This is a genomic window from Novosphingobium sp. PY1, assembly GCF_017312445.1.
Classification (GTDB): Bacteria; Pseudomonadota; Alphaproteobacteria; order Sphingomonadales; family Sphingomonadaceae; genus Novosphingobium.
Genome location: NZ_BLTI01000004.1, coordinates 24,174 through 36,532, shown reverse-complemented (window position 1 = coordinate 36,532; position 12,359 = coordinate 24,174). Strand labels below are relative to the sequence as shown.

Sequence of the window (12,359 nt, the reverse complement as noted above, 5' to 3'; positions counted from 1 at the left end):
CGGGGCGTCGTCGAAAGTTGTCGCGAGGTGGGCATGTCGGAAAAGACTTTCCAGCGCTGGCGCAAGGCGCGCTTGCAGTGCCCCATCCAGACCGGCCGCACAGGCCGCACTACCTGATCGCATCATCCTGCCGGGCGTAATTCCACGCGCGCCCCGCGACCGTCACGACACTGCAGCCGGACAGCACGGACCGGCACCGAAAGGACAGGAGGGAAAGATCCATGTGGGATCACGCCGACGCCTTGCTGCTGGCACGGATCCAGTTCGCCTTCACGGTGAGCTTCCATTTCATCTTCCCCGCGTTCTCCATCGGCCTTGCCAGCTACCTTGCGGTGCTGGAGGGGCTGTGGCTGAAAACGGGCAAGGCGCTGTACCTCGACCTGTTCCGCTACTGGCTCAAGATCTTCGCGGTCGCCTTTGCGATGGGCGTCGTCTCCGGCATCGTCATGTCCTACCAGTTCGGCACCAACTGGGCGGTATTCTCGGACAAGGCCGGGCCGGTGATCGGGCCGCTGATGGCCTATGAAGTGCTGACCGCCTTCTTCCTCGAAGCCGGGTTCCTCGGCGTCATGCTGTTCGGAATGGAGCGGGTGGGGCGCAAGCTGCACTTCTTCGCCACCTGCATGGTGGCCGGCGGCACTTTCGTATCGGCCTTCTGGATCCTGTCGGTGAACTCGTGGATGCAGACCCCGACCGGTTTCGAGATCGGTGCGAACGGCCAGTTCCTGCCGGGGCCGAGCTGGATCGACGTGATATTCAACCCCAGCTTCCCCTATCGCCTGCTGCACACCGTGACCGCCGCCTACCTCACCACCGCCTTCGCGGTTGGCGGCGTGGGCGCCTGGCACCTGCTGCGCGAGCGGACCAATGCCCACGCGCGCAAGATGTTCTCGATGGCGATGTGGATGGCCGCGCTCGTCGCGCCGGTGCAGATCTTTCTCGGCGACGCCCATGGCCTCAACACGCTGGAGCACCAGCCGGCCAAGGTCATGGCGATGGAAGGCCACTACCAGAGCCATCCCGAGGGTGCGCCGCTGATCCTCTTCGGCATTCCCGACAGCAAGGAAAAGCGCGTCGATTACGCGATCGAGGTACCCAAGCTTTCCTCGCTGATCCTCAAGCACGATCCCAACGCACCGCTTGCCGGCCTCGACACCGTTCCCGAAACCGACCAGCCGCCCGTCGGCCCGGTATTCTGGGCCTTCCGGGTCATGGTCGGGCTGGGCTTCGCGATGCTCGGCATCGGCCTGTGGAGCCTGCTGGGGCGTGCGCGCGGCAAGCTCTACGACTGGCGCTGGCTGCACCGCGCGGCAATCGCGATGGGCCCCTCGGGTTTCATTGCGGTGATCGCCGGATGGATGACCACCGAAGTGGGCCGCCAGCCCTGGACGATCTACGGCCTGCTGCGCACCGCCGATTCCGCCTCGCCGCTTGACGCGCCCGCGGTAGGCGCCTCGCTGCTGGCTTTCGTCGTGGTCTATTTCTCCGTCTTCTCGATCGGCACCTGGTACATTCTCAAGCTGATGGACAAGGCGCCGCACCCGCAGGAAAGCGGCCTTGAGGACGGCCCCGTCCGCACCGCCGGGATCACACCCGGGCCGCACCAGCATCCCGCCGGAAAGGGGGAGTAAGCACGATGGACGTCAACTTCGACCTCACCGTCATCTGGGCCTTCATCATCGCCTTCGGCGTCTTCGCCTATGTCGTGATGGACGGCTTCGACCTTGGCATCGGCATCCTCTTCCCCAGCTTCAAGGTGGGCGAGGGACGCAATCGCGCGATGAATTCCATCGCGCCGGTGTGGGACGGCAACGAGACCTGGCTGGTGCTGGGCGGCGGCGGCCTGTTCGCCGCCTTCCCGCTGGCCTATGCCATCATCCTGCCCGCGACCTACCCCCTGATCATCGCCATGCTGCTGGGACTTGTGTTTCGCGGCGTCGCTTTCGAATTTCGCTGGCGCGATCCGGCGCACCGGCCGTTCTGGGACCTTGCCTTCTCGGGCGGATCGCTCGTCGCGGCGATGTCGCAGGGCATGACGCTTGGCGCGATCCTGCAGGGTATCGAGGTATCGAACCGCGCCTATGCCGGGTCGTGGTGGGACTGGCTGACGCCCTACACGCTTCTGACCGGCCTCGGCGTGGTGGCAGGCTACGCCTTGCTCGGCGCGACCTGGCTGGTCTGGAAACTGGACGGCGCGCCGCAGGCCCATGCCTACAAGGTGGCAAGGCGCGCCGCGGTGGCAACGCTCGTGCTGCTGGTCTGCGTCAGCCTCTACACGCCGCTGCTGGACGCAGACTACTGGACCCGCTGGTTCGAGATGCCGAACGTCCTGTTCGCAGCGCAAGTCCCGCTGCTCACCGCCATCCTCGCCTTCCTGCTGTTCCGTGCCCTGGCCAGGCGGCGCGAGGCAGCGCCTTTCTGGTTCGCGCTCGGCATCTTCCTGCTCGGCATGGCGGGCCTTGGCGTCAGCATGTGGCCCTATGTCGTTCCCGGCGAAGTGACGATCTGGGACGCTGCCGCCCCCGAACGCAGCCAGATCTTCATGCTGGTCGGCGTCGCGCTGACCTTGCCGCTGATCCTCGTCTACACCGGCTGGGCCTACTGGGTATTTCGCGGCAAGGTCGGCCACGAAGGCTATCACTGATGAAGCGCACCCGGCTGGACGCCGACGAAGCTCCGCTTTGGAAGCGGCTGGGCTGGATGGCACTGATCTGGGCCGGGAGCGTAACCGGGCTGGGGCTCGTTTCGCTCGCAATCCGGTTCTGGCTGAAATAACGGACGCCCGCGCTTACCGGATCGCCTACGGATAGGCAGTATCGACCCCTTTGGCCGCGGCCCGGGCACGCAATGCGCCCACAGTGACTTCGGACCGGGAGAAGCGTTCGAACAGCGCCTCGTGCCGCAGCCAGCGGATCGCATTGCCATGGGTGACTTTGTCGATCACCGCCTCCGGCATGTCGCCGAGCTGCTCGAGGCATTGCGCCGCGGTGTCCGCCCATGGCCCGAACGTGCGCGGATAGCCTGCCGCGAAGGCGATGTTGTCCTCACCCACTTCGGCCCAGTTCGCAAGCCCCGAAGGGTCCCACCGGAAGGTGTGGCAGAAGTGCCGGGCAAGCAGATACGAAGGTTGTACCGCACGCCGCCCCGAACGCTCCCATGCCGGGCTGCGCCAGTCCATCAGGTCGGCCCTGGCGGCCAGGAACGGCACCCAGCCGATCGAGCCTTCGGGCATCACGATGCGCAAGTCGGGACAGGAATGCAGCGCGTCGAGTTGCAGCCAGTCGGCAAGCACTTGCGCCGCCGCCAGCGGCATCCCCGCAACCCAGGCCCCGGCGCCGGGGAGGCTTCCGGTGTCGAGCGCGCCATTCCCAGTTCCGGGACGGCAGGCCACGGTCATGTCGTTGTCGGCAAGCGCGCGGAAGATCGGCCGCCAATGGTCATCGCGGATCGGCGGCAGGCCCTGCAGGACCGGGTTCGCGCCAAGGTCGATGACCCGCAACCCCTTGCGCGCAAGCCGGTCGATTTCCTCGAGGCTTGCCTGCACATCCCAGTTCGGCAGGATGCCCTGGGGGATGAGGCGACCGGGGTACGCCATGCACCACTCGTCGAAATGCCAATCGTTCACGGCGCGCAGGTGACGCAGCGCCAGCGCCTTGTCCGGGGCCGCATGGAAGATGGCGCTATCGGCTCCCAAGGCATCGCCGAAGCACAGCGAAGCTGCCACCCCATTCGCGTCCATCTCGTCGATCCTTGCGTGAACGTCCCGGCAGCCCGGTCGCAGGTGGACCCGAGCCGTATCTCCGGCGAGCGCGCCACCGGCGAGGAACGAGGCGCAGTGGGCTACCGGCCATGCCCGGTCCTGATAGATCCATACCGGGTTGCCTTGCGCATCCTGCCCCGACCTCGGCGCGGCTGCCAGCAGCCTGCCGCAAAGCTGGTTGTCGAACAGGTTGGACGGTTCGCAAAGGTAATCTTCGGTGCTGATGATGACCAGGTCATCGCGCTGCATCACTTCAACTCCCAGCTTGCCCGCCACGCTCCTGCGCAATGCCTCAGGGCTTTCGGCAGTCTGGCCATCGCTGCGCCGCGCGCATTGACGCGCGTCAACCGGATTCCCGCCAGGCTCCTGGGCAAAAAGAAAGGGCGACCCGTCACGAGGCTGGGTCGCCCGAAGTTGGGGAGAAGCGGTTCGCACCTTTCCCGAGGGAAGCGGTACAAGACCGGCACCCCCTTACTGCCGCAGGTCGCGCCACCCGACATTGACCAGGGTCAATATTGGAATCGAAGTTCAGAAAAGCGCATCCGGGGCGCCCAACTCGGCCTGCGCACCGCATCTCCAGGGTACCATCCCTTAACCATCCCCGGCTTATGAGGCGAAGCATGGACACCAGCCGCTTCAAGCCGACACCGATTCTGCGTGAACGCCGTCGCAACCAGTGCACGCGATTCACGCTGTACGATGCCAGTGGCCAGACGATCGACGTGATCGTGCGCGACATTTCCTCGCGCGGTCTCAGCGCTGCCGCCGCGGGCGATCCGCCGGCACCCAATTCAATCGTGCGCGCCCAGCTTGAGGACGGCCGCGAACTCTGGGGCCTCGTACGCTGGACGGAGGGCAACCTGTTCGGCGTGGAATTCGACACCCGCGCCTGACGCGCAGCGTCGCCGTCCGCTAAACCGCCGAACTGAACCGCCGCAGCGAATCCTTGCGATAAGGATCGAAGCGTGCCGCGATGGAGCGCGCATAGGGCAGGCCGCCCGGACGGATCACCAGGTTGTCGCCATCGGCCTCGCACAGCCCGGCCTGAAGATAGGACTCCAGCATCGGAAACGCCTCGCGCGCCAGGTCGGGATCGACATGGGCGCGGCCCCGGCACAGCAACCCCTCGATCACGGCGCCGCGACGGCGATCTTCGGCACTGCGCACGATCCCGCGATTGGCGGTCAGTCGATCCTGCGAGAGCATCATGCGATAGCGGCCGGTATTCTTCTCGTTCTGGACCAGTAGCTCCGGGAAACTGCTGATCGAGGAAGCGCCAAGCCCGATCAGGACCGGCGCCTGATCCTCGGTGAAGCCCTGGAAATTGCGCCGCAGCCTGCCGGTTAGCGCCGCGCGGGCGAGCGAATCGCCGGGCAACGCAAAGTGGTCGAACCCGACCGGAACATAGCCTTCGCTGACAAGATATTCGTAACCGAACGCGGCCATGCGAAAGCGCGTTTCGGCATCAGGCAGTGCGCTGTCGTCGATCTTGCGCTGGCGCGCGATCAGGTGCGGGACATGGGCGTATCCGAAAAGGGCGATGCGGTCCGCGCCGAGCGTGACGCTCCGCCTCAGCGAATCCTCCAGGTCGGCCATCGTCTGGCCGGGCAGACCGTACATGAGATCGTAATTGAGCGAAGCCACCCCCGCCGCGCGCAGCATTTCGGTGGTTCCCTCGATCATCTGCGCCGGCTGCACCCGGCCGATGGCCTCCTGCAGCGCGGGCGCAAAGGTCTGGACGCCAAGGCTGGCGCGCTCGATCCGCACCGACCCGATCACCGCAGCCCATTCGGGGCCCATCGTGCGCGGGTCGAGCTCGATCGAGATTACCGGGCGCGAAGCGGCGAACTGCAACGTCAATGCATCGACCAGCCGCACGAAGTCGATCGGCGGAATGCCGTTGGGGCTGCCCCCGCCAAAGGCGATGCGCGTTACCTTCGCGGCATTGGGCAGGTGTTCTGAAACAAGCGTGATCTCGCGGTGCAGGGCGTCGAGGTAGCTCGACACCCGGTCGCGCCGGTTGGCCACGCTGGTATTGCAACCGCAGTACCAGCAGATCTTCTCGCAGAAAGGAATGTGCACGTAGAGCGAGACTTCGCCGGTCTCTCCCTCCAGCACCCGCAGGAGATCGGCCGCGCCGACGCGATCGTCGAATTCGGCCGCCGTCGGGAAGCTGGTGTAGCGCGGTACGGGAATCGCGAGCAGGTCTGGCAGATATGTCCACATGCCGGGGACATTCGCCGCAGCGGCGCCGCTCGTCATTGCGTTCGATCAAGCCGCTTGCGCGAAGACCCGGTGTGGCACCCTTTCGCGCAGCACGGCCCCTGCACCGGTCCCGGAGGACCATCGGGCGCGACCGGAATCGAAACCGCGCCGCCGCCGCACAGCGGGGCGACAAGTGCACGCGCCTCGGCCTCGAGCGGGCCGATCATGGCGGGCAACAAGGCCAGAGCGGCGAACAGGGCAAGCTGGCGATTCACGAATTGCTGTCCCCATCGAGATCGTCGTCTTCATCGATCAGGATACGGTTGGCCGCACCGTCGAGATCTTCGAACTGCCCGCTTTTCATCGCCCAGAAGAAAGCGCCGAGCCCGGCGAGGCCCATAAGCAGTGCCAGCGGGATGAGGAAGCCAAGAATGGTCATGCGCCCTGCCTGCCGGCCGCGCGCGCAAGGCGCAGCGAATTCCCGACCACGATCAAGGAACTGGCCGACATTGCGATGGCGGCAAGAAGCGGCGTCACGAATCCGAAAATCGCCAGCGGCACTGCAAAGAGATTGTAGATGGCGGCCAGTGCGAAGTTCTGCCTCACCACCCGCATGGTGGCACGCGCCACCCGGATCGCCATGGAAACCGGCATGAGCCTGTCGCCGACGAAGACGGCATCGGCAGCCTGCTGGCTGACGTCGCTCGCCCCGCCGGGAGCGATGGAGACATGGGCACCGGCAAGTGCAGGGCCATCGTTCAGGCCGTCGCCGATCATCAGGACCTTGCAGCCCTGCCCCGCCTTGCGCTCCAGCAGCGCCAGCTTGTCGGCCGGACGCATGGCAGCGGTAGCGAAGAGCCCCAGCTCGCGCGCGACCTGCGCCACCGCCGCCTGCCGGTCGCCCGAGGCGATGGCCGAGACGATGCCCTGTGCGCGAAGCTGCTCCAGCGTCTCGCGCACGTCCGGGCGGAGCGGATCGGCAAAGCCGATGCGCGTGCGCGCCCCTCCGACGAGCAGGTCGACGGCGAGTCCGCCCGCTTCCACTTCCGGACGCAGCAGCGCGACCTCTTCTCCCGCGCAGAGCCCGCCCATTCCGTGCCCTGCCGTCTCGCTGAGGGCATCGAGCGTGGCCGGCTCGACGCCTTCGCCGCGCAGGGCGCTCGCCAGACCGCGGCTGAGCGGATGGCGGCTCGCCTGCGCCAGCGCGAGCGCAATGCTGCGCTGCCGGGGGTCGAGCATGGTGAGGTCGACGGGGCGCGGCTCGCCAAGGGTGAGCGTACCGGTCTTGTCGAACAGCACTTCATCCACTTCGGCGAGACGTTCGAGCGCGGAGCCGTCCTTGATCAGCAGGCCGCGCTTCATCAGTGCGCCTGCAGCAACGACCTGCGCCGCCGGTACCGCAAGACCCAGCGCGCAAGGGCACGTGATGATCAGCACCGCCACTGCGATCAGCAGCGACTTGTAGAGACCCGCCCCCGCCAGCATCCAGCCGCAGAAGCTCAGGAAGGCAAGACTGTGCACTGCCGGTGCATAGTAGCGCGCCGCCCTGTCGGCGATGCGGACGTAGCGCGAACGCGACTGACCGGCCTCGTCCATGAGGCGGGCGATATCGGCAAGCGCGGTATCCTGCGCCGCCGCGGTCACCCGGACCCGGACCGGATTGCCCAGGTTGATCATCCCGGCATGGATCGTCTCGCCCGTGCCTGCCGGTCGCGGATCGCTCTCTCCGGTGAGCATCGAGGAATCGACCGTGGTGCGCCCCTCGACGATCTCGCCGTCGGCGGCCAGCGCTTCTCCGGCGGCCACCAGCATGATCATGCCCGGGGCCAGGCGGTCCGCGTCGACATAGCGGGTGGAACCGTCCGATTCGAGCACATGCGCGCCGCGCCCCATGCGGCCCAGCAGCGCGGCGATCCCCGACCGGGCGCGGCTGCGCATCATCGCGTCGAGCACGCGGCCTGCCAGCAGGAAAAACAGCAGCATCACCGCGCCGTCGAAATAGGCATGGGGGCCGCCGGTCAGCGTCTCGTACAGGCTCATCCCCGTCGCCAGCAGGACGCCTATCGAGATCGGCACGTCCATGTTGGTGCGGCGGTAGCGCAAGGCCATCAGCGCCGAGCCGAAGAAGGGCCTGCCGGCATAGGCGATGACGGGAATGGCGATGAGCGCCGAGAGCAGATGGAACAGCTCGCGCGTCTCGCCCCCGGCTCCGGCCCATACGCTGACCGAGAGCAGCATGATGTTCATCATGCCGAAGCCGGCCACCGCCAGTGCGCGCAGCAGGCGCCGGGTTTCGGCGTCATCGCGGCCCAGCGGGTTCTCGGCAGCGCGCTCGGCCTCGAAACCCAGCTTGCGCAGTTCCTCGATGATGGCATCGCCGGTCAGTGCGGGATCGTGGCTCACCGCGACGCGCCTGGCGGAGAAATTGACGCGCGCCGCAGCGACCCCGGGCACGGCGGCAAGTCCGCGCTCGACCTTGCCGATGCAGCCCGCGCAGCGCATGCCGGGCACCGTGAAGCGGCTGTCGATACAGGCCTGTGCGGCAGCGCCTTGTGCGGTGAGGGCGGAAACCGGCGCGTTCATCGGATCGCCTGCTCGGTGCGCCAGGTGCGCCCGCCTGCCTCGACCGCGAAGCGCAGGGTCCAGCGATCGTCGGGCAGCACTTCGCGGCTGACCCACCCGCTACCGGCATCGCGCTCGAAATGCAGCGTCATGTCCGGCTTGTGGCCCAGCGGGTGGCGGGCCACGGCAGAGACCGTGGGAAAGGTGGGCACCTCGCCCAGAATGGCAACGACGCGGCCATCGGCACGGCGATCGGCATGGAGCGTCCAGCCCAGCGCCTTTTCCGACTTCGCTTCATCCAGCCAGCGGTTGAAATGCTGGCTGGCGACGTAGGAATTCTCGACGACGATGCCTCCGAAGGTCGAGCTGGCAAGCCCGGCCATCGTGAAATTGACGGCCACGACAACGCCAAAGCCTGCGACGAGGATCGCGGTCATGTGCTTGCCGGTAAAGGGGCGGACAGTGCGGCTCATCATTGCTCTCCCGGGGCATCGAACTGGGCCTCGGCGCTGTCCTGTTCGCGCGCTTCGCCAAGGGCCTGCAGGTGGAAGGTGAATTCCTGCGCGGGGGTACCGGCAGGTACCACCAGGTAGGCGCGCAGGCTCTGGGTCTCGTCGGCGGGCACGATGCGGGTCAGCGCGGTCCCGGCCTCGGCCATGCCGACGTCGTCGCTCCAGATCTTCGCTCCGGGAAGTCCCTCGATGGAAATCTCCATCTTGCGCGGGCGGCCCTGCATGTTGCGCAGGCGCAGGGTATAGGCATTGCGGACCGAACCGTCGCTCAGCAGGATGTAGGGCGGGTTGCGATCCTTGGCGACGGTCAGGTCGGTGTGCACGCGCGTGCCCAGCAGGAACAGCAGCGAGAGGCCGATCCCGGCCCAGACCGCGAAATAGAGGATCGTGCGCGGACGCCAGATCAGCTTGAGGTGGCGGGTCGGCGGCTGCCCCGCTTTCTCGCGTTCGGCATCCTCCAGCGTGGCGTAGTCGATCAGGCCGCGCGGGCGGCCCGTTTCACCCATCACCCGGTCGCAGGCATCGATGCACAAGGCGCAGGTGATGCAGCCGATCTGCGGCCCTTCGCGGATGTCGATGCCGGTCGGGCAGACTGCAACGCACTGGTTGCAGTCGATGCAGTCGCCGAACCTGTCGGGGTTCTTCCCGGCCTTCTTGACGCTGCCGCGCGGTTCGCCGCGCCAGTCCTTGTAGGTGACGATCAGCGACTTCTCGTCGAGCATCGCGGTCTGGATGCGCGGCCAGGGGCACATGTAGACACAGACCTGCTCGCGCATGAAGCCGCCGAGCACGAACGTGGTCGCCGTCAGCACCGCCACCGTGGCGTAGGCAACAGGGTCGGCGGTGCCGGTCCAGAATGCGTGCTGCAGCGTGGGGGCATCGGCGAAATAGAAGATCCAGGCGCCGCCGGTGGCGAAACTGATCGCGAGATAGACCGTCCACTTGGCGAGGCGCCGGGCGATCTTGGCCGGTCCCCAGGGCGCCTTGTAGAGCCGGAAGCGGGCATTGCGGTCGCCGTCGAAGAAGCGGTCGACATGCTGGAACAGGTCGGTCCAGACCGTCTGCGGGCAGGCATAGCCACACCACGCGCGGCCCACGGCACTGGTGACGAGGAACAGGCCGATGCCGGCCATGATCAGCAGCCCTGCCACGAAATAGAATTCGTGCGGCCAGATCTCGATGCCGAACATGTAGAAGCGGCGATGGGCCAGATCGACCAGCACCGCCTGATCGGGCGCATAGGGGCCGCGGTCCCAGCGCAGCCACGGCGTGCCCCAGTAAATCGCGAGGCAGATCACCATGATCGCCCACTTGAGGCGACGGAACTTGCCGTCAATGCGCCGGTTGAAGACCGGCTCCCGCTTTGCATAGAGCGAAGCGGGGCGGTCCTGCGTCTTGATCTGGTCGGGCTTGTTCATCGTTCCAGTCCGCTTGGGGGCAGAGCGGCAGGCGGCTTATTCAGCCTCTGTCGGTTGCGTATCGGGTGGGGCCGGGGTCTCGGCGAAGTCTTCGCCGCCGCCCAGCGAGTGGACGTAGGCCGCCAGCATCTTGATCGTCACCGGATCGAGGCGATTGCCCCAGGCCGGCATCACGCCGTGGTGCGGACGCGTGAGCTGCGCGACGATGTCCTCGCGCCGACCACCGTCGAGCCAGATCGCATCCGACAGGTTCGGCGCGCCGAACTGACGGCTGCCCTTGCCCGCGGCGCCGTGGCACACCGCGCAGTTATCGGCGAAGACCTGCGCGCCCTGCTGCGAGGATGCACTGGCCCTGGCCTTGCCCGAAAGCGTCAGCACGTAGTCCGCGACCTGGCCGATCTGTTCCGGCGTCAGCAGGCCATCGGCGCCGAAGTTGGGCATCATCGACTGGCGCGTCGCATCGTCGCCCGGTTGGCGAATACCGTGAATCAGCGTGGTCTCGATGGTCTTGAGGTCGCCGCCCCAGAGCCAGTCGTCGTCGTTGAGGTTGGGATAACCCTTGGAACCGGCCGCGCCTGCGCCGTGGCACTGGACGCAATTGACCTTGAAGGCCGCCGAACCGCCGGCAATCGCCGCGCGCATCAGTGCGGGATGGTCCGGCAACTGCTCGATCGGCATGTCCGCCAGCGCGGCCACCGTCCGGGCGCGCGCCGCCTGCTGCGCGTCCAGTTCGTTCTGGAGCTGACCGCGGCTCGACCAGCCCAGCACACCCTCGGTCGCGCCCGAGATCATCGGCCAGGCCGGATAGGCCACGCAGTAGCCGATCGCGAAGACGATGGTCGCGTAGAAGGTCCAGAGCCACCAGCGCGGCAGCGGGGTGTTGAGTTCCTCGATACCGTCCCACTCGTGGCCGACGGTTTCGGTGTTGGTCGCTTCGTCGATGCGCCTGCTGGCGGCTGCCGGCGAATTGTGAGCGTCAGCCATCGTTCTCGTCCTTGAAGATCATGTTGGCGGCATGGTCGTTCTTCACGCGCTGGCCGGGCCGGAAAGGCCAGGCGACCAGCACCACGAAGACCAGCAGCATCGCCAGCAGGCCCCAGCTGTCGGCCATGTGCCGCAGCCAGTCGTAAGTGGAATGCGTGCTCATCGGCCGTGCTCCGATGCGAGTTCCTCCTGCGCCGCGGCGCCGTCGACATCGACCAGCGTGCCGAGCATCTGGAGGTAGGCGACCAGCGCGTCCATTTCGGTCAGGCGCGAAGGATTTCCGTCGAAGTCGCGGATCTGCGCCTTGGGGTAACGCTCCTCAAGATCGCCCGCGTCCGCCTCGGGATCGGCCTGGGCCTCGAGGTCGGCCAGCGCCATCTTCACGTCCTTGTCGGTATAGGGCACGCCCACCCGGCGCAGCGCCGTGAGGTTCGCCGCGATGTCGGGCACGTTAAGGTCGTTTTCCGCGAGGAAGCCGTATTGCGGCATTACCGATTCCGGCACCACCGACTGCGGGTTCTTGAGGTGCTGGACGTGCCAGTCGTCCGAGTATCGCTTGCCGACGCGGGCAAGGTCCGGCCCGGTGCGCTTGGAGCCCCACTGGAACGGGTGGTCGTACATCGATTCCGCAGCGAGGCTGTAGTGCCCGTAGCGCTCCACCTCGTCGCGGAAGGGACGGATCATCTGGCTGTGGCAGACGTAGCAGCCCTCGCGCACGTAGATGTCGCGCCCGGCCTGCTCGAGCGGGGTGTAGGGGCGCATGCCCTCCACTTTCTCGATCGTGTTGTCGATCCAGAAGAGCGGTGCAATCTCGACCACGCCGCCGATCACGACGGCGCCCAGCGCGGCAATGCCCAGAAGCGTGACGTTCTTTTCGAGCGTCTTGTGGCGTTCGGTCATGGAAGTCATTGTCGTTGT

At 66.7% G+C, this 12,359-nt stretch carries 14 protein-coding genes; 4 read left to right on the top strand and 10 right to left on the bottom strand.

Translation table 11 applies throughout. The features are described from left to right. Nucleotides 1–221: 221 nt before the first annotated feature. Genes J3474_RS04205 through J3474_RS04195 form a run of 3 tightly spaced genes read left to right on the top strand, consistent with a single transcriptional unit; the run spans nt 222 to nt 2,775 of the window. On the top strand, nt 222–1,631 hold the full coding sequence (locus J3474_RS04205) for a cytochrome ubiquinol oxidase subunit I (protein ID WP_207093194.1): 1,410 nt from the start codon (nt 222–224) through the stop codon (nt 1,629–1,631). 5 nt (nt 1,632–1,636) lie between these two features. Then, entirely contained in the window at nt 1,637–2,644 is a 1,008-nt protein-coding gene (gene cydB / locus J3474_RS04200; RefSeq protein WP_013831617.1) for a cytochrome d ubiquinol oxidase subunit II, read from the top strand. After that, nucleotides 2,644–2,775 (top strand): DUF2474 domain-containing protein, encoded by a 132-nt coding sequence (locus J3474_RS04195; RefSeq protein WP_007012769.1) that lies wholly within the window; start codon nt 2,644–2,646, stop codon nt 2,773–2,775. Before cydB ends, J3474_RS04195 begins: the two co-directional genes overlap by 1 nt. A 25-nt stretch (nt 2,776–2,800) precedes the next feature. Here the strand turns inward: J3474_RS04195 and J3474_RS04190 are convergent, their stop codons facing one another. Continuing rightward, complete coding sequence (locus tag J3474_RS04190) at nt 2,801–4,009, bottom strand: amidohydrolase family protein (protein ID WP_207093193.1); 1,209 nt, start codon at nt 4,007–4,009, stop codon at nt 2,801–2,803. A 371-nt stretch (nt 4,010–4,380) separates the two neighbouring features. Here J3474_RS04190 and J3474_RS04185 point away from each other — a divergent pair, with 371 nt between their 5' ends. Beyond that, a complete protein-coding gene (locus J3474_RS04185) occupies nt 4,381–4,653 on the top strand; it encodes a PilZ domain-containing protein (RefSeq protein WP_041558652.1) in 273 nt (90 codons plus the stop codon). Between the two features lie 19 nt (nt 4,654–4,672). Here the strand turns inward: J3474_RS04185 and hemN are convergent, their stop codons facing one another. Genes hemN through ccoO form a run of 9 tightly spaced genes read right to left on the bottom strand, consistent with a single transcriptional unit; the run spans nt 4,673 to nt 12,350 of the window. Then, complete coding sequence (gene hemN / locus J3474_RS04180) at nt 4,673–5,986, bottom strand: oxygen-independent coproporphyrinogen III oxidase (RefSeq protein ID WP_207093573.1); 1,314 nt, start codon at nt 5,984–5,986, stop codon at nt 4,673–4,675. A 32-nt stretch (nt 5,987–6,018) separates the two neighbouring features. Then, nucleotides 6,019–6,240 (bottom strand): hypothetical protein, encoded by a 222-nt coding sequence (locus J3474_RS04175; protein ID WP_207093192.1) that lies wholly within the window; start codon nt 6,238–6,240, stop codon nt 6,019–6,021. Then, nucleotides 6,237–6,404 (bottom strand): cbb3-type cytochrome oxidase assembly protein CcoS, encoded by a 168-nt coding sequence (gene ccoS / locus J3474_RS04170; protein ID WP_207093191.1) that lies wholly within the window; start codon nt 6,402–6,404, stop codon nt 6,237–6,239. The genes J3474_RS04175 and ccoS overlap by 4 nt, the downstream gene beginning before the upstream one ends. After that, entirely contained in the window at nt 6,401–8,548 is a 2,148-nt protein-coding gene (locus tag J3474_RS04165) for a heavy metal translocating P-type ATPase (protein ID WP_207093190.1), read from the bottom strand. The genes ccoS and J3474_RS04165 overlap by 4 nt, the downstream gene beginning before the upstream one ends. Then, nucleotides 8,545–9,003 (bottom strand): FixH family protein, encoded by a 459-nt coding sequence (locus tag J3474_RS04160; protein WP_207093189.1) that lies wholly within the window; start codon nt 9,001–9,003, stop codon nt 8,545–8,547. The genes J3474_RS04165 and J3474_RS04160 overlap by 4 nt, the downstream gene beginning before the upstream one ends. Beyond that, nucleotides 9,000–10,457 carry a cytochrome c oxidase accessory protein CcoG gene (gene ccoG, locus J3474_RS04155; protein ID WP_013831611.1) on the bottom strand — a complete coding sequence of 486 codons (1,458 nt, stop codon included), beginning with the start codon at nt 10,455–10,457 and terminating at the stop codon, nt 9,000–9,002. The genes J3474_RS04160 and ccoG overlap by 4 nt, the downstream gene beginning before the upstream one ends. 36 nt (nt 10,458–10,493) lie before the next feature. Continuing rightward, nucleotides 10,494–11,441 carry a cytochrome-c oxidase, cbb3-type subunit III gene (gene ccoP / locus J3474_RS04150; protein ID WP_207093188.1) on the bottom strand — a complete coding sequence of 316 codons (948 nt, stop codon included), beginning with the start codon at nt 11,439–11,441 and terminating at the stop codon, nt 10,494–10,496. After that, nucleotides 11,434–11,604, bottom strand: coding sequence for a cbb3-type cytochrome c oxidase subunit 3 (locus J3474_RS04145; protein ID WP_207093187.1), 171 nt, complete (start codon nt 11,602–11,604; stop codon nt 11,434–11,436). Before J3474_RS04145 ends, ccoP begins: the two co-directional genes overlap by 8 nt. Further along, entirely contained in the window at nt 11,601–12,350 is a 750-nt protein-coding gene (gene ccoO / locus J3474_RS04140) for a cytochrome-c oxidase, cbb3-type subunit II (protein WP_013831608.1), read from the bottom strand. The genes J3474_RS04145 and ccoO overlap by 4 nt, the downstream gene beginning before the upstream one ends. Nucleotides 12,351–12,359: the final 9 nt, after the last annotated feature.